At 72.7% G+C, this 22823-nt stretch carries 18 protein-coding genes; 11 read left to right on the forward strand and 7 right to left on the reverse strand.

What is annotated here, in order from left to right; genetic code table 11:
* Nucleotides 1–191: 191 nt before the first annotated feature.
* On the forward strand, nt 192–617 hold the full coding sequence (locus tag ACH4D5_RS21595) for an SsgA family sporulation/cell division regulator (RefSeq protein WP_398304788.1): 426 nt from the start codon (nt 192–194) through the stop codon (nt 615–617).
* A gap of 11 nt (nt 618–628) precedes the next feature.
* Here the strand turns inward: ACH4D5_RS21595 and ACH4D5_RS21600 are convergent, their stop codons facing one another.
* Entirely contained in the window at nt 629–3466 is a 2838-nt protein-coding gene (locus ACH4D5_RS21600) for an AAA family ATPase (protein WP_398304791.1), read from the reverse strand.
* A 207-nt stretch (nt 3467–3673) separates the two neighbouring features.
* Here ACH4D5_RS21600 and ACH4D5_RS21605 point away from each other — a divergent pair, with 207 nt between their 5' ends.
* From ACH4D5_RS21605 to ACH4D5_RS21620, 4 genes are all read left to right on the forward strand, one after another.
* Nucleotides 3674–6562, forward strand: coding sequence for an AAA family ATPase (locus ACH4D5_RS21605; protein WP_398304794.1), 2889 nt, complete (start codon nt 3674–3676; stop codon nt 6560–6562).
* 46 nt (nt 6563–6608) lie between these two features.
* Nucleotides 6609–7595, forward strand: coding sequence for an alpha/beta hydrolase (locus tag ACH4D5_RS21610; RefSeq protein WP_398304797.1), 987 nt, complete (start codon nt 6609–6611; stop codon nt 7593–7595).
* A gap of 139 nt (nt 7596–7734) precedes the next feature.
* Nucleotides 7735–8646 (forward strand): glutaminase, encoded by a 912-nt coding sequence (locus tag ACH4D5_RS21615; RefSeq protein WP_398304800.1) that lies wholly within the window; start codon nt 7735–7737, stop codon nt 8644–8646.
* A gap of 91 nt (nt 8647–8737) precedes the next feature.
* Nucleotides 8738–9541 carry a phytanoyl-CoA dioxygenase family protein gene (locus ACH4D5_RS21620; RefSeq protein WP_398304803.1) on the forward strand — a complete coding sequence of 268 codons (804 nt, stop codon included), beginning with the start codon at nt 8738–8740 and terminating at the stop codon, nt 9539–9541.
* Nucleotides 9542–9554: 13 nt separating this feature from the next.
* On the opposite strand, the gene ACH4D5_RS21625 is transcribed toward ACH4D5_RS21620, so the two are convergent.
* The gene (locus tag ACH4D5_RS21625) at nt 9555–10037 is read right to left on the reverse strand and encodes a hypothetical protein (protein ID WP_398304805.1); all 483 of its coding nucleotides are present in this window, start codon (nt 10035–10037) and stop codon (nt 9555–9557) included.
* A 133-nt stretch (nt 10038–10170) separates the two neighbouring features.
* On the opposite strand from ACH4D5_RS21625, the gene ACH4D5_RS21630 reads away from it, so the two are divergent.
* The 4 genes from ACH4D5_RS21630 (at nt 10171) to ACH4D5_RS21645 (ending at nt 14706) form a co-directional block, all read left to right on the forward strand.
* The gene (locus ACH4D5_RS21630; RefSeq protein ID WP_398304808.1) at nt 10171–10512 is read left to right on the forward strand and encodes a GNAT family N-acetyltransferase; all 342 of its coding nucleotides are present in this window, start codon (nt 10171–10173) and stop codon (nt 10510–10512) included.
* A complete protein-coding gene (locus tag ACH4D5_RS21635) occupies nt 10512–13511 on the forward strand; it encodes an AAA family ATPase (RefSeq protein WP_398304811.1) in 3000 nt (999 codons plus the stop codon). Before ACH4D5_RS21630 ends, ACH4D5_RS21635 begins: the two co-directional genes overlap by 1 nt.
* A gap of 40 nt (nt 13512–13551) precedes the next feature.
* A complete protein-coding gene (locus ACH4D5_RS21640; protein ID WP_398304814.1) occupies nt 13552–14076 on the forward strand; it encodes a hypothetical protein in 525 nt (174 codons plus the stop codon).
* 66 nt (nt 14077–14142) lie between these two features.
* On the forward strand, nt 14143–14706 hold the full coding sequence (locus ACH4D5_RS21645; protein WP_398304817.1) for a dihydrofolate reductase family protein: 564 nt from the start codon (nt 14143–14145) through the stop codon (nt 14704–14706).
* On the opposite strand, the gene ACH4D5_RS21650 is transcribed toward ACH4D5_RS21645, so the two are convergent.
* Complete coding sequence (locus ACH4D5_RS21650; RefSeq protein ID WP_398304820.1) at nt 14688–17558, reverse strand: AAA family ATPase; 2871 nt, start codon at nt 17556–17558, stop codon at nt 14688–14690. The genes ACH4D5_RS21645 and ACH4D5_RS21650 overlap by 19 nt on opposite strands.
* A gap of 236 nt (nt 17559–17794) precedes the next feature.
* On the opposite strand from ACH4D5_RS21650, the gene ACH4D5_RS21655 reads away from it, so the two are divergent.
* A complete protein-coding gene (locus tag ACH4D5_RS21655) occupies nt 17795–18709 on the forward strand; it encodes a helix-turn-helix domain-containing protein (RefSeq protein ID WP_398304823.1) in 915 nt (304 codons plus the stop codon).
* A gap of 16 nt (nt 18710–18725) precedes the next feature.
* Here the strand turns inward: ACH4D5_RS21655 and ACH4D5_RS21660 are convergent, their stop codons facing one another.
* Complete coding sequence (locus tag ACH4D5_RS21660; protein ID WP_398304826.1) at nt 18726–19706, reverse strand: helix-turn-helix domain-containing protein; 981 nt, start codon at nt 19704–19706, stop codon at nt 18726–18728.
* A 306-nt stretch (nt 19707–20012) separates the two neighbouring features.
* Here ACH4D5_RS21660 and ACH4D5_RS21665 point away from each other — a divergent pair, with 306 nt between their 5' ends.
* Nucleotides 20013–20990, forward strand: a complete 978-nt coding sequence (locus ACH4D5_RS21665; RefSeq protein ID WP_398304829.1) for an alpha/beta hydrolase — start codon at nt 20013–20015, stop codon at nt 20988–20990.
* A 6-nt stretch (nt 20991–20996) separates the two neighbouring features.
* Here the strand turns inward: ACH4D5_RS21665 and ACH4D5_RS21670 are convergent, their stop codons facing one another.
* The 3 genes from ACH4D5_RS21670 to ACH4D5_RS21680 form a co-directional block, all read right to left on the reverse strand.
* Complete coding sequence (locus ACH4D5_RS21670) at nt 20997–21959, reverse strand: helix-turn-helix domain-containing protein (protein ID WP_398304832.1); 963 nt, start codon at nt 21957–21959, stop codon at nt 20997–20999.
* Nucleotides 21960–22023: 64 nt separating this feature from the next.
* Nucleotides 22024–22398: a hypothetical protein gene (locus ACH4D5_RS21675; RefSeq protein ID WP_398304835.1), complete on the reverse strand. Its 375-nt coding sequence runs from the start codon at nt 22396–22398 to the stop codon at nt 22024–22026.
* A 5-nt stretch (nt 22399–22403) separates the two neighbouring features.
* Nucleotides 22404–22823 (reverse strand): cbb3-type cytochrome c oxidase subunit I (locus ACH4D5_RS21680; RefSeq protein WP_398304838.1); only part of this gene is annotated, 420 nt, incomplete at its 5' end.

A 22823-nucleotide genomic window follows, 5' to 3' on the forward strand; every position in this document is an offset into this window, starting at 1 on the left:
AGCGCTCGGCTTTCGGCCCATGGGCGCCGGACGACCACCGGTCGAATTCGCGTGGCATTCGTGGAGACACGATCCGGAACACAGTTCATTCATGGGCCATGTTCCGTGCGTTCCGCGACAACCTGTGCCAGCCACCGAAATTTATGGTCGGGCGTAGAAAACCGCTTCCGCAATCATTCTTTGGGGCATTCATGGATCAGCGTCTCAGCACGGTCACGTACGCGGTGACGGCGCACGTCAGCGTTCCGAAGGGCATGCCCGCACCGTTGCCCGCGGAGCTGCACTACGACATGACGGACCCCTACGCCGTCCGCCTTTCCCTGGGCGCACCGCTGACGAGACCCGTCGACTGGGTGTTCGCCCGGAAGCTGATGACCGAAGGACTGCACCGGCCGACCGGCTCAGGTGACGTGCTGGTCATTCCCCGGCACCGCTGCCATCGGAGCTCCCTGCGCATCGTCCTGAGGAACACCAGCGGCTCGGCGTTGGTCGAAATGGCGGTTCCGGAGGTGGCCATGTTTCTCCGGCGGACCTTCGCGCTGGTGCCCGAGGGAGCGGAGAACCTCCACCTGGACCTCGACCGCGCCATCAGCGAGCTCACCGGTGGAAGGGGCTGACGGAGGTCCGGTCAAGGGCTGAGGGCGTCCCGCAGCTGACCGCGTCCCGTGATGCCGAGCTTCGGGAAGATCCTGTGCAGGTGGAAGCCGATGGTGCGAGGGGACAGATAGAGCCGGGCGCCTATCTCCCGGTTCGTCAGCCCCTCGGCGGCCAGTTGGGCGATCTGCAGCTCCTGCGGCGTCAGACCGGCCACGGCTTCCGGGGCGGTGGAGGCCCCGACGGCCACGCCGGCCGCGCGGAGCTCGGCGATGGCACGTTCGGTCCACGGGCGGGCATCGAGCCGCTCGAACACCTCCAGGGCGCTCGCCAGCAGCGGGCGTGCCTCCGCAACCCGGCGGCGACGGCGCAGCCATTCGGCGAAGTCCAGCTGTGCGAGGGCGCGTTCGAAGGGCCACCGCGCGCCGGCGGGGTCGGTGAGCGCCGAAAGGAAGTGCGGCTCAGCGTCGTCGGGTGGGCTCAGGAGCGCCGTGGCACGGTGCACGATCGTGGCCAGGCGGCTGGAGCGTGGCGTGCCCACGTGGTCCTCGACGGCTCGGAGCACGGCCCGGGCGTCGTCCGCCCGGCCGACGCGCACGGCGGCCGCGGCGAGATCGGCGAGATGGTAGGGCGAAGCATGGTGGTGCACGGGGACGGGAGGGGAATCCTGCGTGAATACGCGCCGAAAGTGCTCGTATGCCGCTCCGTGGTCGCCTTCCGCGAGCGCCGCCATGCCGAGCGCCTGGCAGTGCCGGACGTACAGACTGCGGGACTTGCCCAGCTCGACGCCGCGGACGGCCGCTGCGGCCCGCTCCCGCGCACCGGCGTGGTCACCGCGGACGGCACGCAACGTGGCCTGGAGGATCGGCGCCCCCACGGCGACGTTCTCCGCCCCGGCTTCCGCGGCCAGGGAGTAGGCGTCCTCGGCCGCGGACCAGGCCGCCGTCCATGCCCCGCTGTCGAAGAGGGCGAGGGCGAGTGCCTGCGTGACCGTGCAGTTGGCGCCGGCCGTGGCGGCCGGACGGTAGTGGTCCATGGCCCGGCCGAGGAGACGTACGGACAGGTCGGTCTCGTCCAGGATCCAGGCGGTGGCCCCCAGCATGGTGAGGTCGCCGAGCGTGGTGGGGTCCGAGACCGGGCCCTCCCAGGAGGGGCCCGCCACGTCGCGCAGACGTCGCAGCGCCTCTTCCCGCTCCGTGAAGGGGTGGGCGACCGCCTCGGCCCACAGCCTGTCGCTCCGGTCCGGCTGCAAGGGGATCAGGTCACCGACGCGCTGGAGTTCGGCGCGGTAGAAGGGGTCACCGGAGTTGTACGCCGGAGTCGCCGCCGTCCCCAGCGCGTCCAACGCCAGGGCGGGCGCCGCGGTGGCCATCGATTCGGCGACCGGCAGCAGGAAGCGCAGCGCGTCCTCATGTCGGAGGGTGACGGACAGCGACCAGCCTCCGCACAGGGAGGCCTCGGCGAGCAGCTCGGGATCTTGCGTCAGGGGGCCCACCCGGGCCGCGATCTCGCCGACCCACTGGGGATATCCGGCGAACATGGCGGAGACGGCGGCGGCGAGCAGGCGCCGGGCGCGACGCTCGGTGTCCGGGGTGAGTTCGGCCGCTCGTTCCAGCGCGGTGGCCGCTGCCGCGTATCCGCCGCGCCGCCGGGAGCGCTCGGCGCTCTGCGCCAGAGCGTCGGCGACCTCCTCGTCCGGGCCGAACGCGGCCGCGGCGAGGTGCCTGGCTCGACGGTCGGGCTCGTGTGCGAGCGCGGCGGCGAGTGTCAGATGGGCCTCACGGCGGTCGGCGAAGGAGGCGGCCTGGTGGATCGCGAAGCGGATCAGCGGATGGCGCAGCCGGACGTCGCCGTTCTCGACCCGGACGAGCCGTGCCTCCTCGGCGGGCCGCCACACCTCGGGGTCGTCCAGGCCCGGCACGGCGTGCAGGACATCGGAGAGCCGGTCCGTGCCGGCGGCCGCCGCCAGGAGCAGCGCGTGCCGGGTCTTGGGCGGAAGTCCCGGCAGCTCGGCCGCGAACAGCCGCTCGAGCCGGGTGGTGAGGGGCAGAGCGTCGACCGCACCGGGCTTGTGAAGGCCCCGCCCCTCGGCGAAGGCCTGGGCGAGTTCGATGAGTGCGAGCGGGTTGCCTGCGGCCTGTTCGATGATCTGGGCGCGTGCCCTGCCGCGCGGCGGGCGCGCTTGGTCGTCCAGGAGAAGGCCTGCCTCCGCCCCGTCGAGGGGGCCGGTCGCCAGATGGGGGAAGTCGCGGTCGAAGCGCGCCGGCACCGACTCGTCCCGTGCCGCGAGCAGCAGGGCGATCCGTTCGCCTTCGAGACGCCTGGCGACGAACGCCAGCACGTCCAGGGAGCAGACGTCCAGCCACTGGGCGTCGTCGACGACGATGAGCAGGGGCCGTTCCGTCGCCGCCTCGGAGAGGAGGGTGAGCACCCCGGATCTGATCACCAGCGGCTCAGGGATCTGCTGCCCGGCCCCGTCGCCTGTGTCGTCACCGTCGTCCGTGCCGCCGGCTCCGTGGGCGACACCGTCACCGTCGTCCATACCGAACGCGTGTCGTAGGGCCTCGCGCTGACGCGTCGGCAACCGGCCGAGGTCGCGGAGTACGGGGCGCAGCAGTTGGTGCACTCCCGCGAAGTCGAGGCTCTGCTCACCCTCGCAGCCGCGCACGCGGAGCACCCGCCTTCCTCGCGCCGCTGCAAGGTCGGCGGCGTATTCCAGCAGGGTGCTCTTGCCGGCACCCGGCTGACCGGTCAGCACCAGCACCTTCGCGCCGGGGCCGTCCGCGGCGTCGACGAGTCCGCCGATCCGCTCCCGTTCACGGGCCCTGCCGCGGATGCTCCGCGTGTGTGCCTCCACGGCGCCGACGTCCATGTTCTCCCCAGTCCCGCCCCCACGGCTGCCCCGGACCGCCCAGTGGTGCGGGGTCAGCCGCGAAATACCTGCTCACAGCGTTGATGTCATCTTGCCAGGCGCTCGGCCCGCATGACTGGTCACATGACAGAAGCGGCCTGTACCCCCTCTTGGGACCATTCCCGCGGGGGTGGGAAGAAGCCGCCCGCAAGGCGAGTTCGGAGTGCGATGACGGAGTTCGAAGCGGGACGCGCGGCTGTGCCGATCGGCCGTGAGGAGGAAGTCAGCCGGCTCCTGCGGTGCCTTGACGCGCGGTCCGGCCCGCAGGGACTGCTCGTGCTCGGGGAGACCGGCACCGGCACGTCTCTGTTGCTGCGGTTCGCCGCGGAGTCGGCCGCGGCGCAAGGGTCCGGGGTTCTGTCGACGCGCGGCCCGGGCGGACAGGAACCGGCGCCCTTCGCCGCGCTGCACCGGCTGCTGCTCCCGGTGTCCGAGGAGCCGGACATGTTTCCGTGGGCCCGGTGGCCGGTGCCGCGTACCGCGTACGAGCCGGGCGTGGGAGCTGTGCGGGAGCGACGTGCGCTGAGCGCCGCCACGCTGGCACTCCTGACCCGCCTCGCGCGCAGGAACCCGCTGCTGGTGGCGGTGGACGATGTGCAGGAGTGGGACAACGCCTCCTTGGACGTCCTGTTCTCCGTATGGCGGCAGCTCACGGACCAGGCGGTGACCATGCTGTTCACCGCACGCGGCGAAGCCCCTCCGTCCGGAGTCCCGGCGGATCTTCCCGTCCTCAGGCTCGGGCCGTTGTCCGCCGGGGCAGCGGCCCGGCTCCTGGACGCGCAGCCCGACGCGCCTCGGGGGCGGCTCCGGCTGGACCTGCTGCGGCAGGCGGAGGGCAACCCGCTGGCGATCGTGGACCTGCACCGGGCATCGCGCGCCGGTGCCGGATCGGCCTCGGCCCCGCAGGTGTTCGCGTCACGTCTGGAGGCCCTTCCTGATCACGCACAACGCGCGCTGCTCTACGCCTCGGCCGCACTCCGGGAGGAGGAACTCCGCGTCGTGATGGCGGCCTTGGACACCGACGACCTCACCGTCTGGACCCCGGCGGAGGAGGGCGGGCTGATCCGCATCGCCGACGGCCGCCTCGCGTTCGGACATCCGCTGGTGCGCGCGGCGGCATTCCAACGAGTGCCTGCGAAGCTGCGGCAGCGGGCCCACCGCGACCTGGCGGCGGCGGAGGGCCAGAACCCGGCGTACCGAGCCTGGCATCTGGCTGCCGCCGCGATGGGTCCCGACGAGGAGGTCGCCGCCGCACTGGAACGCGTGACCGCCGTGCACGCCGCGAACGCGGGAGACCACTACATCGCGGCGAGGGCACTGGAGCAGGCGGCGCGGCTCAGCGGGAACGACGAGGGCCGGGCCCGTCGCCTCACCGCGGCCATGACGGCGGCGAGCATGCTCGGGGACCCGGAGTGGGTCTGTGAGCTGTATGCGGAGTTCTCCCGGGTCGCCCGCGACCCGGACCTGCGCTGCGTCGCGGCCTGTGCCATGGCCGCCGCACTGTCGCTGCTCTCCTTCCAGAGGGAAGCCTTCGGGCTCCTGCTGGACACGTCGCGGCACGCTCCACCGCGTACCGCCACCACGTCGTTCGCGCTCACGGCGCTCGTGGCGGCGATCGCCCAGCAGTCGGGTCTGCCGGAGCATCGGGAGGAGCTGCCCCGTCTGCTCGACCACGCACGCCGGCTGGCCCGGGCGACACCCGGGCCGGGGGGCGACCGGGCCGAGCACTCCGAACGCGACACACCCACCGGAGGCACTGAACCCGTCGGAGACACCGGACCCGCCGGAGGCACCGAACGCGTGGACCCGTGCGAGTTCTCCGGCCTCACCGGGCCCGGTGTCCTGGCTGCCCTGGAAACCTACGTATCGGTCGGTCTCGATGCCCATGCCCGCGGGGGCGGCAGAACTCGCCGGACGCCGGTCCCACCGTCCGGACCGCACGCCGGAACGCATGCCGGCCCGACTCCACCCACCCGGCTGCTGACCCACGCCTCGGTGGCGTACTACGCCGACGAGTCGGAGCGGTGCGCGGAGATGTACCGGCAGGCGAGCACACTGCACGGCGCCCACCGGACGTGGGCCTCACGGCTGTGGACGCTGCCGAACCACGTGGACACCCTCATCGCCATGGGCCGATGGCCGGAGGCCCAGGCCCTGATCGAAGAAGGGCGCTCCGAGGCGGTCGTCCACCGGTTGCCCCGTGTCGACATGGACCTCGAGGCGCTGGACGTGACGCTGCGCGCACTGCGCGGCGACAGCCTGCCGGACATCCCGTTCACCAGCTCGCACTGGCGCTCCGTCAGCCTCGACGAGAACCGCGCCACCCGGGCCAGGATGCTGCGCGCCAGCGGCCTGCACGCGCTCGCCCTGGGGGATGCCGAGCGTGCGTTCCGCCACTTCAGGTCCCTGTTCGGTGCAGACGGATCGCCAGTCGTCCCCTTCCTGCCCGCGCGCTCCGTCGGCGAGCTGGCCACCGCCGCGCAGCGCGTGGACCGGAAGGGCGAGGCGGCGCGCGTGCTCGACGCGGTGCGGGCGGGCCTGGGCGAGCGGCCGACGACCCGCATGACACTCCTGATGCACCACGCAGCGGCACTCGTCGACGCCACAGCGGACCCCGAGCACCATTTCCGGCTGGCTCTGGTCAACCCCGAGGGCGACACCTGGCCGATGGAACGGGCCCGGGCCCGTCTGCACTACGCGATCTGGCTGCGCAGGCGCCGCAGGCCCCTGGAGGCCCGCGCACAGCTGACCGCGGTGCTCGAGACGGCGGCCCGGCTCGACGCCAAGGAACTCACGGAAGCCGCCCGCGGCGAACTGCGCGCGACGGGCGCCGTCGACGCCTCCGCGGCCACCTCGGCCTCGGCGGAGGGGCTTGCCGAGCTGACGGCCCAGCAGCATCAGATTGCGCGGCTCGCCGCGGCCGGCCTGTCGAACCGCGAGATCGGCGAACGGCTTTTCCTCTCGCCGCGTACGGTGGGCTCGCACCTCTACAACGTGTATCCCAAGCTGGGCATCAGCAACCGCCATCAACTTCGGGACCTCCTGCACGACAGCTGACGTGCGAACGACCCGTACCCAGGGGCCCGAGCGAGAGGCGGAACGAATGCGGCCGGAGCCTGACCGGGAGAGGCACGCCGAGCAGCCGCGGCCCGTGATTCTCGACCCCCTGGTGCAACGGCTCGTCGACGCATCGGCGACACCACCCTTCCTCCACGAGCTGGAACCGGCGACCGCCCGCCAGGCGTTGCAGGAGGCCCAGGGGGACCGGATCGACGACTTCGACGTGGCTGCCACGTTTCACGCGGCGCCCGTCGGACCCACCGGCCTGGTGGGCTTCTGGGTCTTCCGGCCGACCGGAGTCACGGGCCGGCCCCCCACCATGCTGTACGCCCACGGGGGCCGCTGGATGCTGGGCGACGCGCAGACCCACGCGTGGCTCGTGAGCGAGCTGGTGCGGGAAGCCGGTGTCGCGGCCGTCGTGCCCGAGTACAGCCGCACACCCGAGAGCCGCTACCCGATCGCCCTCGAAGAGTGCTACGCCCTGCTGAACTGGACGGTCGGACAGGCCGAGTCGCTCAGGCTCGACACCGAACGGCTCGCGGTCGCCGGTGACTGCGCCGGGGCCACCCTTGCCGCGGGGCTGACGCTGCTGGCCCGGGAGCGTGGGGGCCCGGAGCTCCGCGCCCAGCTGCTGTACTACCCCCTGACCGATGCCCGCTGCGACAGCCCGTCGCAACGGCTGTTCGCCACGGGATACCAGCTCACCCGGGATGCCGTGTGGTCCTACTGGCGGGAGTACGCGGTCGAACCCCGGCAGCGGGACGAGCCGACCGCGGCCCCGCTGCGTGCGAGCATGGCCGAGCTGGCGGGACTGCCGCCTGCGCTGATCGTGACCGCGGAGGCCGATGTCGCACGGGACGAGGCGGAGGAGTACGCGGACCGGCTGCGCCAGGCCGGTGTCGCCGCTACTGCGGCGCGCTTCCAGGGCACCGTCCACGACTTCGTGTCCTTGACCGCTCTGCGCGACAGCCCGCCGACGCTTGCGGCGGTGCGGCTCGGCGGGAGGTTCCTGCGCGCTCGTCTGCGGTGAACAGGCCATCCCGACATCCCGGACAAGAGGACGTCTCCACCGGGCGATATTCTGTGGCCGCGGTCGACGACACAGCCCCGGACCAGCGGCTTTTCAGGATGAGACGGCCGCGCCGTACACGCAGAGAGCTCAGGTTGTTGTGGACTACCAGGCCGTTCTAGAAGAAGTCGCTGCCTTCGCCCGGCCGCTGGTGGGCCGCGGCCAGGTCGCTCAGTACATCCCGGCGCTCGCGGGCGTGGACGCCGAGCGGTTCGGCATCGCGGTCGCCGACGTCAACGGTGAGGTGCACGGGGTGGGGGACTGGCAGGAGCCGTTCTCCGTCCAGTCCATCTCGAAGGCCTTCAGCCTCGCGCTCGTCCTGGCGGAGGGCGGCGAGCGGATCTGGGACCGGGTCGGCACGGAGCCGTCCGGCAACCCCTTCAACTCGCTGGTCCAGCTCGAGTACGAGAACGGCATCCCGCGGAACCCCTTCATCAACGCCGGCGCGCTGGTCGTCACGGACCGGCTGCAGAGCCTCACCGGAGACGCCGCCACGACGATGCTGGAGTTCCTGCGCACGGAGAGCGGCAACCCGGACGTCGCCTTCGACCCGGTGGTCGCGGCCTCCGAAGCCGAGCACGGCGACCGCAACGCGGCTCTGGCGCACTTCATGGCGAGCTACGGCAACCTCGACAACCCCGTGGCCACGGTCCTCGAGCACTACTTCCGGCAGTGCGCGATCCGTATGAGCTGCCGCGACCTCGCGCTCGCGGGGGCCTTCCTGGCCCGGCACGGGCTGCGCGGCGACGGCACGCGCCTGCTGCCCGCGCGCGAGGCGAAGCAGGTCAACGCGGTCATGCTCACCTGCGGTACGTACGACGCGGCGGGCAGTTTCGCCTACCGCGTCGGCCTGCCGGGCAAGAGCGGGGTCGGCGGCGGCATCGTCGCGGTCATCCCGGGACGCTGCACCCTGTGCGTCTGGAGCCCGGGCCTGGACAGTTACGGCAACTCTGTGGCGGGCGTGGCGGCGCTCGACCACTTCACCACGGTGACGGGCTGGTCGGTGTTCTAGCCGGGTCGCCTGACAGGCAGCCGTGTCGCCCGACAGCAGCCGTGCGGGAATTGTCGGGTGGGCGTCCTCGCCCCGATGACACGCTCACAGCATGAGTGAGTCAGTGATCAGTGACGGCGACGTGTCCGAGTTCGTGGAGAAGGGGTTCCTCCGCGTGGAGGGGGCCTTCTCGCGCGATCTCGCGGCGGCCTGCCGAGACATCATGTGGCAGGACATCGACGGTGAGCCCGACGACCCGGCGACGTGGCAGAGCCCCGTGGTGCGGCTCGGCGCCTATGCGCAGGAGCCCTTCCGGGCCGCCGCCAACTCGCCCCGCCTCCACGCCGCGTTCGATGCCCTCGTCGGTGAGGGGCGCTGGGCGCCTCTCGGCGGACTCGGTACGTTCCCCGTGCGGTTCCCCAGCGACCGGGACCCGGGCGACGACGGATGGCACATCGACGCGAGCTACCCGGGAGACGACCCCGCCGACTTCATGTCCTACCGGGTGAACGTCGCCTCTCGCGGGCGGTGGCTCCTGATGCTGTTCCTCATGTCCGACGTGGGGAAGGACGACGCGCCCACCCGGATCCGCGTCGGGTCCCACCTGGACGTCGCCGCACTCCTCGGACCCGAGCAGGAGGGCGGTCTGCCCTTCATGGAACTCGCCGAGCGTGCCGTGCCCGCCACCGAGCACCGGCCGCTCGCCCTGGCCACCGGCCGGGCCGGTGACGTCTACCTCTGCCACCCCTTCCTCGTCCACGCCGCGCAGCCGCACCACGGTGCCGAACCCCGCTTCATGGCGCAGCCGCCGCTGCTTCCCGCGCCGGGTCAAGGGCCGAGCATCGAACGTCCGGACGGGGACCACTACTCTCCCGTGGAGATCGCGATCCGCCGAGGCGTCGGACACTGTCACTGATCGAGTCGGCGCGTCACTGCTCATGGACGGGCGGCTGTCGGGAGAGGAACTCCTCGAACGCCGCCCTCTGTTTCGGGTCCATGAAGCCCTGGCGGACGTGGCGGGCCTGCTCGTCCAACCAGTGCGCCTCGTGGGGATCCAGCAGCTCGGCGACCACCACGCCTCCGCGAGCGACCGCCGTGCGCCCTCCCGCGCGACGCCGAAAGAGCGTGAACGCGCCGAACTCCGCGGGGTGGGCCAGCTCCGGCTCCCGCGCCTCAGCTCCGTCTTCGTCACCGGAGTTGTCGGCGCCTCTCATTGCGTATGCCGTGGGGGCCCAATGCTCCCAGAGCGCCAGCGTGGCCGCGGGCACCAGCACGGCCCGCTCCGCCTCCGCACCCCCCTCCCACACGAACGTGACGGCGACGGGTTCGCCGACCGCCTCGGCCAGCCCGAGCACCCGCTCCATCTCGTCGCCGTCCGGATACTGCACCACGACATCGATCTGAATCCCCATGGAGCCTGAGGCTACTTGCCGCCTCTGACAAATCCGGGCCGACCTCCCAGATCACGCTCTTGACCTGGGCAGACGCCGGAACTGTTTAAGATGTGGTGGTATTTCATCGGCGCCACCGAAAGGCAGTACGACAATGACGCAGCCCGCAGCGGCTCCGGTGGTTCGACGCGTGGACGCCAGGCACCGGTACGAGATCCTGGTCGAGGACAAGGCCGCGGGATTCACCGCGTACCGCGACCGGGACGGCCGGCGCGTGTTCTTCCACACCGAGATCGACGACGCCTACGCGGGACAGGGCCTGGCCTCGACCCTCGTACAAGAAGCACTGGACGACGTGCGAAGCGCCGGCCTGCGCATCGTGCCCGTCTGCCCCTACGTGGCGAAGTTCCTGACGAAGCACGAGGAGTTCGCCGATCTCGCCGACCCGGTGACCCCCGAGGTCGTGGAATGGCTGGACGGCGTGCTGAAACGCTGATGGGCGCTGACGTTGCCGATCCGACGGGCCGCGACGCCCCCCACCTGATGGGGCGTGAAGCCCAGATCGCGGTCATCGAGGCCGCCCTGGCGGACATCGGCTCCACCGGCACCTCGGTGATCCTGCGCGGCGACCCCGGCACGGGGCGGACCGCGCTGCTGAGGTCGGCCGAGGCGACAGCCCGTCGTGCCGGTCTGCGCGTACTGCGGATGACCGGCGCCGAGGCCGAGGCCGGGCTGCCCTTCGCCGCCCTCCACCAGGTTCTCTGGCCGCTGCTCGACGACGCGCAGGGCCTCTCCGAGGAGCAACGGAACGCCCTGGAAAGCGCCTTGGGTATTCGGGAAGGCACGCCGCCCGAGGGCTTCACCGTGGCGAGCGCCGCCCTCACCCTGCTCGCCCACGCCGCCGCGCGCCGCCCCGCGGTGGTTCTCCTGGACGACCTGCAGTGGGCCGACTCCTCCAGCATCGCCGTGTTCGGATACGTACAACGTCATCTGGCCCCGCTGCCCGTCGTCGCCATCGCCGCGACCCGGCGGGCGGGCGACACGGCCGGCCGCGCGCCGGCCGCCGTCAAAGAGAAGCGCGACGCCACCCAGGGCCTGCCGGGACAGGTCATCGACCTGCCGCCGCTGGACGCGCCACAGGCCGAGCGGCTCCTCCGCACGATCCACCCCGCACTGCCCGACGGGGCACGCCGCAGGGTGCTGCGGGCCGCCGGCGGCAACCCGCTCGCCCTGCACGAACTCCCCGAACAACTGCGGCGCGTGGCCGCCGACCGCGCCGAATTCCTCGCGGGCCCCGCCGCGCTCGGACTGACCGAACCCTTCGACGCACTGCCGCTGGGCGAGCGCCTCGGGCGGTTGTACGAGGACAGGCTGCGCGCCCTGCCCGACGCCGTGCGGCGCCTCCTGCTGGTGGCCGCCCTCGACGACGCGTCCGCCCGGCGCGGCACCGTGCTGCGGGACATGGCCGACCGTGCCACGGGCACACCGTGGACACAGCTCAAGGAGCACATCGAAAGCTCCGGTCTCGCGCACACCGACGCGGAGAGCGGCCTCGTCGTGTTCCACCATCCGCTGGTGCGCGCCTGCCTGGTGCACATCGCCTCACCGGCCGAGCGCCGCGCCGCACACCGGCTGCTCGCGGACGCCCTGCCCGCCAAGAGCCCCCGCCGCGCCCTGCACCTGGCCGCCGCCGCGCTCGGCACCGACGGCGAACTGGCCGCACTGCTGCACGCGGAAGCCGACAGCATGGCCGCCCAGGGCGGTGACCCGGAGGCGGCCGAGCTGATGGCGCGGGCGGCCCGGCTGAGCCCGGACCCGGCGAGCAGAACGGCCCGCCTCGTCGCCGCCGCGGCCGCCGCCGTGCGCAGCGGCCGCCCGCACCTCGCGGCGGAACTCGTCGCCGAGGCCGAGACGGAGGCCTGCCCCGGAAAACCCGAACCCGCGGCCCCATACGCCTTCGCCGTCGCCTACACCCGCCTCCAGCTCGACGCCGATCCGAACCCCGCGATCGAACTGCTTCCGGCCGTGCTGGACGCGCAGACGTCATCGCCATCGTCGTCGTCACCGTCACCGGAAGGTGAGGGCCGCCGGGACGAGCGGGCCGTGCTCCGCGAGCCGATGCTCTTCCTTCTCCTCGTGACGGCCGTTCTCACCGGGGACGAGCGGGCGTGGGCTGCCGTCGAACGCCACGCGGCGCACGCCTCTCCGGCGGCGACGCTGTCCCTGGAGGCCTGGTCCGGTCCTGGGCGAGCCGCGTACGAGACACCGCTCCGGAAGCCCACCCACGGGGTGCCTCTCCGGAAGGCCGTCCACGAGGTGCCTCTCCAGAAGGCCGTCCACGACGTGCCTCTCCGGCTCCGCGAGACCATCGCGACCCTGCCGGCCGACCGAGAGACCACCGGCGCCTGGCTCCTCCTGTGGGCAGCCGCCGCTGTCGACGCCGTCGGCGAGCACGACGCGCTCTGGAGCGCCTTCGCGCGCCGCCACGCGTACGCGACGCAGACGTTCATCGACAGCCTGCGCGCCCACGACGACTTCCTGCACGGCCGCTGGGACGCGTCCCTGACCGCATCCCGCGCGGGCGCCCGCACCTCCGCGGACCACGGCTACGCGCTGACCGAGACGCTGTTCCTGCAGAACACCGCACAGATCCTCGCCGCTCGCGGGGACCGGGCCGGGCTCGCCGCGCTGGAGTCCGCGCTCGGCGCGTCCGCCAGAGCCCACGGCCTGCGCCTGGTCACCGATCGCCTGCGGGCGGCGCAAGTGCTGTGCGCACTCGGGCACGGTCTCGCCGAGGAGGCGTGGCATCACGCGCGCGCTCTCATGCCGCCCGGCGAGCTCCCCGCCCGCAGCCCGTGGCTCCATCTGTCGCTCGTCGACTGCATACAGGCGGCGGTCGACAGCGGACGGCGCGCGGAAGCGCGACGCCACCTGCACGCCGTCAGCTCGTCCGGCCTCGCCCGCACGTCAGCGCACCACACCTTCCTGGTGGCCGTCGCCGAAGCCCTCGCCGCGGAGGAGGACGAGGCGGCGGAGCGGTACGAGGCCGTGTACACCCTGCCCGGCGCGGAGAGTTGGCCCTTCCCGCTCGCCCGCGCCCACCTGGCCCACGCGGCGTGGCTCCGACGCCACGGTCGGCCCGAGCGGGCGGCCACGCATTGCCGGACGGCGCTCACCGCGTTCAACCGTCTCGGCGCCGCGCCCTGGGCCGCACAGGCATCGCAGGAACTCGCTGCGGCAACGGCGGCCGTCGGGACACCCGGCGGACCAACCGGAGGACACCGGCACCCGTCCCTCTCGGCACAGGAGACACGCATCGCCGAACTCGCGGCAGAAGGGCTGACCAACCGGCAGATCGGTGAGCGACTCGGTCTGTCGCCGCGCACGATCGGCGCGCACCTCTACCGCGTCTTCCCCAAGCTCGGCATCACGACGCGGGCCGGCATCGCCCGCGCCCTCGAAGACGGAGAGCAGGCAGCGGGCCGATCGGTGTAACCGTCTTCCCCGTGCCCCCCTTGTGCTGGATGATCCCCGCATGACTCAGCAGCGAACCGACGGAGCACCACCGGCCGACGCGGCCGACAGCTACGTGGAGGCACTTCGTGAGCGGCTGGCGGCCGACGGATGCGGGGTGACCGCGACGACCTGGCGCGAGCACCCGGTAGCGGTCGGCAGCCGCTCGGACCGCAAAGCGCGGTGGTTCGGCACGAAGGTGGAGCTGTTCGTCCTCGCCGCCGCGGTCCCCGAAGTCGACGACGCCTCGCTGGCCGAGTTCACCGGGTGGGCGCTGAGCTATGCGCAGAGCCTCCGTAGCGGCCTGCCCGGTGCCCGCAACGCGATGATGGTCCTGCCCGCTCTGGTCAGTGGCGGCGTCCAGCCGTCCGCGAGAGAGTGGGCTGCCAGAGACGCCCGGATCCTGGGAACGTCCGTGGTCGGCCGCCCTCTCACGGTGGAGACAGCCCCGGGAGCCACCCGGGTCACCATGTACCGGGGCGGAGTCGCGTGGGGCGGAATGTTCACGCGTCACGTCCTGGAGAAGGCGTCCCTGTACTTCCCCTGACGCCACCGGCGCGTCCGGCGTCCGTACGGACGGTACGGACGCGACCGTCACCGAGGAGGACTTCTGATGCGCAGCGTCACCTATTCGATGGGCGTCTCGCTCGACGGCTACATCGTCGGCCCGGACGGCGGTTTCGACTGGACGGACCCCGACCCGGATGTCTTCCGCTTCTGGATCGACGAGATCCGAGACGTCGACGTTCACCTGTTGGGACGACGGCTGTACGAGACGATGCTGTACTGGGAGACCGCCGACCAGGACCCCTCGCTCGACGACTCCATGCGCGAGTGGGCCGCACTCTGGAACCCGCTCCCGAAGGTGGTGTTCTCCACCACGCTGACCTCGGTGCAGGGCAACGCCCGCCTGCTCTCCGGCGGCCTCGCCGAGGAGATCGAGCGGTTGCGGGCCGAGCCGGGCGAGGGCGACATCGCGATCGGCGGCGCGACCCTCGCCGCCGAGGCGGCCGCGTCGGACCTGATCGACGAGTACCGCGCCGTGGTCCACCCGGTGCTGGTCGGCGGCGGCACCCCGTTCTTCCCCCGGCATGAGCGCCGAGTGAACCTCGACCTCGTAGAAACCCGCACCTTCAACTCCAAAGTCGTCTACCTCCGCTATCGCGTGGCGCGGTGATCGGCTCGTCCGGAGTCCGGCCCCGGCAGCGCCCTCGCCAGAGCGGCCCGTGAAGTGACTCCCAGCTTGGGGAAGATCCGGTAGAGGTGGGCGCCGATCGTGCGTGGGGACAGGTGTAGGGCGGCGCCCACCTCCTTGTTCGTCAGGCCGGTGGAGACGAGGCGGGCGATGCGGAGTTCTTGGGCCGTGAGCACGTCGGCCGAGACGGTCGGGAGATTCGGGAGAGTCGAGACGGTGGGGAGAGTTGCAGCGGTCGAGGGGGGCGAAACAGGTGCGGAGACCCGGAAGCGGTTCGCGGACCGTAGTTCCGCCTGGCACTGGGCCAGCCAGGGGTCGGCGCGCAGTTCCTGGAAGGCGCGGGCCGCGGCGCGCAGTGGCTCCGTCGCCTCGGCGCACCGGCCCCGGCGGCGCAGCCAGCTGCCGTGCGACAGGCGAAGGCGTGCCAGGTCGAAGACCCACTCGCCGGCGCCCGGTACCGCATAGGCCGCCGCGTACGCCGCATCCGCCTCCTCGTCGTCGGCGGTGATCGCGCAGGCCGCGGCCAGCAGAAAGGCGTGGTGCGCGGAGACGGCGTCCATCCCCGCCGCCCGCCCGGCCTCGACGTGGGCGAGTGCCTCCGCCCGGCGGCCGCAGCGCAGGCTCGCGACGACGAAGTCGAAGAAGGGGAGGTGGAACCAGGCCAGGCCGCGCGGCAGTTCACCCGGCGCCATCAAACGGCGTAGCAGCGTGTACGCCTCCTCGTGCCGACCGTGCGCCAAGGCCGCGAGGGCTTGGAGGCGGTCGAGGTGGTCGGTGACGAACCGCATCCGTGCCCGCGCCGCCGCCGGTTCGACGCGGGCCCGCACCGCGCGGAGGCCCCGCTCGTCGCCGCGGCCTGCCAGGAAGTGCGCGTAGTAGTGCCGGAAGAGCAGGGCATTGCAGTGGTAGCCGAGTTCCTCGGCGATGTCGGCCTCGCGCAGACACGCCTCCGCGTCATCCCAACGCCCCCGCAGAAACGCCTGATGGCACCGCGCCTTGGCGACGGACCCCTGAGTGGCATAGGTGTGCTCGTCGTTGAAGAGCCGCCACAGCTTCTCGTCGGCCGCGTCCACCGCCGCCGCCGCCCACAACAGCAGCCACGCACCGGCGGCTTCCCGCTGCACCGCCATACGCGCCACCAGGCCCCGCAGCTCCGCCTCCGCGCCGTGCGCCGTGCGCGGCGGGTCCGACCAGGCGCGGTGGCACAGCAGAGCCGCGGGGGAGAGGTGCTCGCGATGCCGCTCCAGCGCCTCCCACCCCCGCCGGTCGCCGGTGTAGGCCGAGGCCAGCAGCAGCTTGAACGCCATCTGCTCGACGAGATCGCCGAACGCCGGGGCGCCGGGAGCGGTCAGCGCGGCCAGGGCGCCGGGCAGCAGCGCGAACGACGAGGCGAAGTCGACGTGATGACTCTGGTCGACGTACACGACCGCGTAGGCGAACAGCGGGGCGATGTCCTCGGGCACCGGTCCGCGCCGGATCTCCCTCACCAGTTCCGCCGCGTACGCGAGGCGTCCTCCCCGGGCCGACATCACGGCGGCCCACGTCAGCCGCCGCGCCCGGTCGCCGGGGTCGGCCCCGAGGGCCGCCGCGCGGTCGAGCAGCAGCGCTCCCTCCGCGTCACCGCCGCGCAGCGCGATGCGGGTCCCCGCCTCCTGCAGCCGCGCGGCGAGCCGTTCGTCCGTGCCGTCCGCAGCGGACGCCTCGTGCAGCAGCCGTCGGGGGTCGTCCTCGCGAAGCCGCTGCGCGAGCGTCCGGTGGGCGGCGCGCCGCTCGGCCGCCGATGCGGAGGCGATCACCGCGCTGCGTACCAGCGGATGCCGGAACACCAGCCGCCCCACGGAGTCCAGGCGTGCGAGACCGCTCGCCTCGATACGCCCGAGAATCCGTTCGGCACGGTCTTCGTCCGCCTCCTGCCCGTCTGTGTCGTTCCCGCCTGCGTCGTTCACGTCAGTGTCGTTTCCGACCGCGTCGTTCCCGACGGTGGCGGCGCCGTCCAGCGCGGCGAGCAGCAGGGCCCGTGCCGCGCTCTCGGGGAGCGACCGCAGCCGCCGGGCGAACAGCTCCTCCAGGCGCTCGCCCAGCGGCAGCCTCTCCGGCAGCGGCACCACACCCCTGCGGTGCTCGGCCGCCAACTGGCCGGGCAACTCGGCCAGAGCCAGCGGATTGCCCGCGGCCTCGTCCATCACGCGCCGGGCAGTGGCGGCCGCGAGCCCGGGGTGCCAGCGCCGCAGCAGGGTGCGGGCGTCCTCGCCCGACAGCGCCTCGACGTCCACCGGGTGGGCCGGCCAGCCCTCCAGGGCGGCGCGGTCGGGCCGGCTCGTGCACACCATGACCACGGGAAGCTCGGCGACCCGCTGATGAAGGAAGACGAAGACGGCGGCGCTGGACGGGTCCACCCAGTGCAGGTCGTCGACGAGGACGAGCACCGGACGGCGGCGCGCCTCCTCCGCGAGCAGGGCCAGCGCCGCCGCGCCCACCATGAAGCCCTCCGGGGGCAGCCCGTCCCGCAGGCCGAGGGCCCGTTCGAGCGCGAGCCGCTGGTGCGGGGGCAGCGCGCGTGAGTTCTCGCGCAGCGGCCGCAGTACGTGGTGCAGCGCGCCGAAGGCGATGCCGGACTCCGCCTCGTTCCCCACGACGCGCAGGACGGTGAAGGCGTCCCGCGCCGCGCGCGTCGCCGTCCAGTCGAGCAAGGTGGTCTTCCCGATGCCGGCGTCGCCGCGCAGCACCGTCGCCGAGCCGCCCGCTCCCGCCCGCGCACGTTCCAGGGACCGTTCCAGCAGCGCCTGTTCGCGCCGGCGGCCGACAAGTGTCCTGTCGCCCTGTCCGTTCCCCATGACCTTCCCCTCGTCCCGTTGCCATGGCCCGTGGCCCGTCCGACAGCACGCACCGGTCCGACCGCATTCACCCGCCGGCCGTATCCATCCGCCGACCGCATTCCGTCGCGTACGGACCGCCTCCGAATCACCGTGACACCGCCGCCATGCCCCACCGTGCACGGCTCTTGCCCCTGCCCGCAGGGCATGCCGCACGCCCTCGTCAAGGACGGCAGGACACCCCAGGCTGACTCCGTATGAGCCTGACAACGATCATGACCCACAGCCCCACCGCCATGTGCGACGCCCGTACCGCCCGCACGGTCGGCTTCCTCCACGTGCGTACGGTGCGGGGAACGGCACAGTCCGTGCGGCACGACCCCCACCACGACCCCGAAGGCGACGCGGTCACCGAACCGTACGTCCTCCTCGGCATCCACAGCCTCGGCCGGGCCACCCTCGTCCGGCGGGGGAGCACCGAGGTCTGCCTGCCGGGTGACCTCTTCGCCTGCGACGGAGCGGAACCCTTCGTCCTGGACGAGGAGGGAGACTTCGAACTGCACCTCGTACGGATACCGCGGCGCGCGCTCACCCTCACCGATCGGCAGGTGAGGGAGTTGGGCGGCCGGGTCCCCTTCGCCGACGGGACCGTCGCGCCGCTGCTCGGTCCGCTGCTGCGGGACGTCGCCGGCTCACGGCCCGGGCAGACGCCACGCACCGAGCTCCGGCTCGCGGGTGCAGTCGCCGACCTGGTCGGGCTGCTCGCCGTCGAGGACGACGAAAGCGGTCCGGGCGACAGTGGCCCCGTGCCGCGGGAGGGCGGGCAGGAACGCGAGGCCCTGATGGGCCGGTTGCACGCGTACGTCGACGCCAATCTGTGGGACAGGAACCTGACCCCGGCGAGCGTCGCCGAGGCCCAGCACATCTCGATCCGCTATCTGCACAAGCTCTTCGAAGGCCGGGACAGCACGGTCGGCCGGTGGATCCAGCGCCGCCGCCTGGAGGAGGCGCGGCGGGAACTCGCCCGCCCCGGGCGCGACGACATCACGGTGTCGGCGGTCGCCCGCCGCTGGGGCTTCGCCAGCGCCACCCACTTCAGCCGCAGCTTCCGCGCGGCATACGGCATGTCCCCCAGCGACTGGCGCGACGGCAGGACGAGACCCGCCGCGTAGGCCGCCGCGGGAGCCGTCAGCTGGGGTCCGCCTCCGGCGAGGTCGCCAGGCGTCGCCACTGCTGTGGCGAGTGACCGTGGACGGCTTTGAACGCGCGGCTGAAGTGGGCCGCGCTGCGGAAGCCCCAGCGGGCGGCCACCACGGCGATGGACGGGCTCACCCGCCCGCGTCGTGCGAGCTCGTGGGCGCACTTCTCGACGCGCTGACGCTGGATCAGCCGGCCCACGGTCACGCCCTCTGCCTCGAAGAGGCGGTGGAGGTAGCGGATCGAGATGAGATGTGCCGCGGCGATGCGTTCCGCGGACAGGTCGGGGTCGCCGAGGTGGGTCTCGATGTAGTCGAGGATCGTGACGAGGAGAGGGTGGCGGTCGGGGCCCGGTGGGCCCTCCGCGTCGGCGGCGAGGTCCTCGACGAGACCCGCGACCAGGTCCGCGATGACGCCCCCGAGCCGCTCGCCCACCTGAGCCGGCACCCGGGACCCCGGCGCGTCCAACCGCGGGAGCAGCGCGGGCAGGAGCGCGGCCGCGCCCTCGGACGGGGTGACGGCGCGGGCCGTGAGGGAGCGCAGGGGCACCGCGGGGAGGTGCAGCGCGTGCAGGGGCAGGCGGAGGATGAGGGTCCGGGCCTGCTCCTGGTGCTCGATCGAGAAGGGACGGCGCAGGTCGATCAGGGTCAGCTCGCCGCTCGACACGGTCGTGCCGCGCCCGTCCTGCGCCAGCCGTACGGTCCCTTCGCGGGGGACGAGGAGGGCGACCGCGTCTGCCGAGTCCCGCGCGGGGGAGCGGGAGCTGCGGACGAGGCGCAGCGGCCCGACCGCCTCGCAGGTGAGGACGCGTACGTATCCGAAGTGGTGGAGTGTCACGAGCCCGTCGGGGCGCGTGTCCGGTTCGGCGGGTGCGACGACGGGCGTGAGCCATCGCGAGAAGGCGGCTGCCACGTCGGTCGACGTCTCGGTGCCCGGGCCCGGTGACACGGCCGTCGCGGATCGAGCGTTCACGGAGGGCTCCCTTCGTCCGTCCCCGGGCCGGTGCACGGTGCGTGGCAGAGGGGGACGGTCGCCCCTGGCCCACGGCCCTGCCGCGAGTCTCGGCCGACAACCGGGGGAGGCGTTAGGTCATATGACTGTCCTTCGGTGTGATGAGGGCGGGTGGCCGGCGGGGTGGGCGGCCGAAGTGTGCACGCAGCGGCATGGATCCGTAAGGTGGCCGGGCCCCTTTCGGGCCGACGGCGTCCTAGGGTGAGTACTCCGTGCCCGGCGGAGCCGCGAACGGCCCCGTGATCCGCCCCTCGTGCAGGAGTCCCCGTGGAAGCAGACGTCCCGGCCGCCCGGGAGACACCTGTCCTCGAACGATGGACACGGGCCTTCGCCGAGGCGTACGCGTGCCCCGTGCCGTCGGAGACCGACCCTGCCGCGTCCAGGGCCCGCGTCGCGGCCCTCTGGGACGGCGGCGGTGGCGACGAACCGGATGTCGAGGAGGAGTGGCTCGCCCTGCCGGGACCCGCAGGGAGCCGGATCAGGGTACGGATCCTGCGCCCCGCCGGCACGGACGAGCCCTTGCCCGTCGTGCTGTACCTGCACGGACTCGGCTGGATGCTGACGGACGCGTACGCGCACCGGCGGCTGGTGACGGACCTCGTGCTCGGAGCGGACGCCGCGGTCGTCGTTCCCGAGTACGACGTACCGGAGGACGCGCGGCACCCCCACGCCGTGGAGCGTGCCCACACCGTCGCCCGGTGGGTCGCCCGGCACGGCGCGGAATGCCGCCTGGACGGGAGCAGGATGGCGGTCGTCGGCGTCAGCGCGGGCGCCCAGCAGGCGGCGGCCCTCACCCTCGCGGCGCGCGAGCGCGGCGGGCCCGGCTTCCGCCACCAGGTCCTTGTCTGTCCGGTGACCGACGCGGCGATGGACACCTCGTCCTACCGCCGGTTCGCGGAGGGGTACTTCCTCGGCCGCGCCGCCATGCGCGAATACTGGCGGCAGTACGCGCCGGACCCGGAGAGCCGTGCGCACGCCGCGGTCTCGCCGCTGCGCGCACCGGTGAGCCTGCTGCGCGGGCTGCCGTCGGCGCTGGTCCTCACGGCGGAGGCGGACGTGCTCCGGGACGAGGGGGAGGCGTACGCGGCGCGCCTGCGGCAAGCGGACGTGCCGGTCGTGTCGATCCGCTACCAGGGCACGATCCACGGCTTCGTCCTGTTCGACCTGCTCCGCCGCACGGAGGCCTCCAGGGCGGCCCGTATCCAGGTGACGGACACCCTGCACGCCGCACTGCACGCGGCCTGAGCCGCGTCAGGTCGCGTCGACCTCCTTGGCGCCGGGGCTGTCGCGGTGCCGCCGCCACTCGCTGGGGGACGCGCCGTAGGCGGCCTGGAAGCGGCGGCTGAAGTGGCTCGGGCTGCTGAACCCGCACCGGGCGGCGACCGCCGCGACGGTGAGGCGGTCGTAGCGGGGCGCGGCCAGCATCTCGCGTGCCTTGGCGAGGCGTTCGGTGATGAGCCACTGTTCGAGGCTGATGCCCGCGTCGTTGAGCAGGAGGTAGAGCCTGCGCACGGAGACGGCGTGTTCCTGCGCGATCCGTTCGGGCGTGAGGTCGCGGTCCGCGAGGTGGCGGCGCGCGTAGGCGAGGACGCGGGTGACCAGCGTGTCGTCCATCGTCGAGCGGACGGTCGGGGAGTCCTCGGCGTGCGCGGCCGAGAGGAGCAGCGCACGGACGAGTTCGGTGGTGGCCGTGGCGAGGGCCCCGGCGCCGGGGTCGGCTTCGAGGCGCCCGGGGTCGCGCCACACCCCGCGCAGGTGGTTGAGGACGAGGTCGTACATCGGGCTCGCGCGCAGCCGGTGCGAGGCCTGCTCGACGGTGTCCACCGGTACGTCGAGGCGGTTCACGTCGAACATCATGGCCTGGGAGGCGCCGTCGCCCGACCAGCCGTAGACACGCGGCGACAGTTCGTGGAAGACGCAGATGTCGTCCGGGCCGAGGACCCGCTGCCGCCCCGCGACCTCGGCGCGGTGGGCGCCCGACAACTGGAGCGAGACGGAGATCACGGGGTTGCTGCGGTGATGCCGTACGTGCCGTTCGTTCCGCCGCACCTCGAAGCCCGAGTTGCGGGTGGCGAAGAGGTCGAGGCCGCCCACGCGCCACAGCTCCATGCGGGCGTGGATGCCCGTCTCGGGCTCCTCGTGGACGACCTCGTTGGGCACCGAGGAGTCGGTCAGCGCGTGGTGGAACGCGTCCGCCCGCTCGCGCGGCGCCACGGTGGAAAGATCGACAAGCAGCACAGGACCCCCAAGAGAACTACCCCGAGGAGGACATTCTGCCTTATTGAATCCTCAAGAAAACCTGCCCCACCGGAACTGCCGGAACCGCCAGGACCAGCAGAATTGTCAGCGCCAGGACGAAGCCCACCAGGCTCCGCAGCAGGAGTCGCCGCCGCAGGGCGCGGTACGTCTCCTCGTACTCGGAGCGCAGCTGGTGCCCGCGCCGGGCGATGTGCTGCCAGCCGTGCCGGGTGAGCGACAGGTGCTCCTCGGCGTAGAGCCGCTCCACCTCGGCGCGTTGGGTGTCGGTCAGCCAGGGCAGCCGCTCGGTGAAGTGCCGTGCCGCCGTGCGGCCCTCGGCGCGGGCGGCCGCCACGAGGAGATGGCCCTCGACGTCGTTGATGAAGGCCCGCACGCGTACCGGGCGGTCGTCCATCGCCGTCATCGCAGGGCCCGCTGTTCGTCCGCCGCGATCTCGGGGTGGTGCAGGTCGAACGCCGGCGACTCCGAGCGGATACGGGGAATCGTCTGGAAGTTGTGGCGCGGGGGCGGGCAGGACGTCGCCCACTCCAGCGAACGGCCGTAACCCCACGGGTCGTCGACCTCGATCTTCTTGCCGTACTTGGCCGTCTTCCAGATGTTGTAGAAGAACGGCAGGAACGACAGGCCGAGGAGGAAGGAGAAGATGGTCGAGACGGTGTTGAGCGTGGTGAATCCCTCCACCGCCAGATAGTCGGGGACCCGGCGGAGCATCCCTCCCGTGCCGAGCCAGTGCTGGACGAGGAAGGTGCCGTGGAAGCCGACGAACAGCGTCCAGAAGGTGATCTTGCCCAGGCGCTCGTCGAGCATCTTGCCGGTGAA

The sequence above is a fragment of the Streptomyces sp. NPDC018029 genome (assembly GCF_044327655.1).
GTDB lineage: Bacteria > Actinomycetota > Actinomycetes > Streptomycetales > Streptomycetaceae > Streptomyces.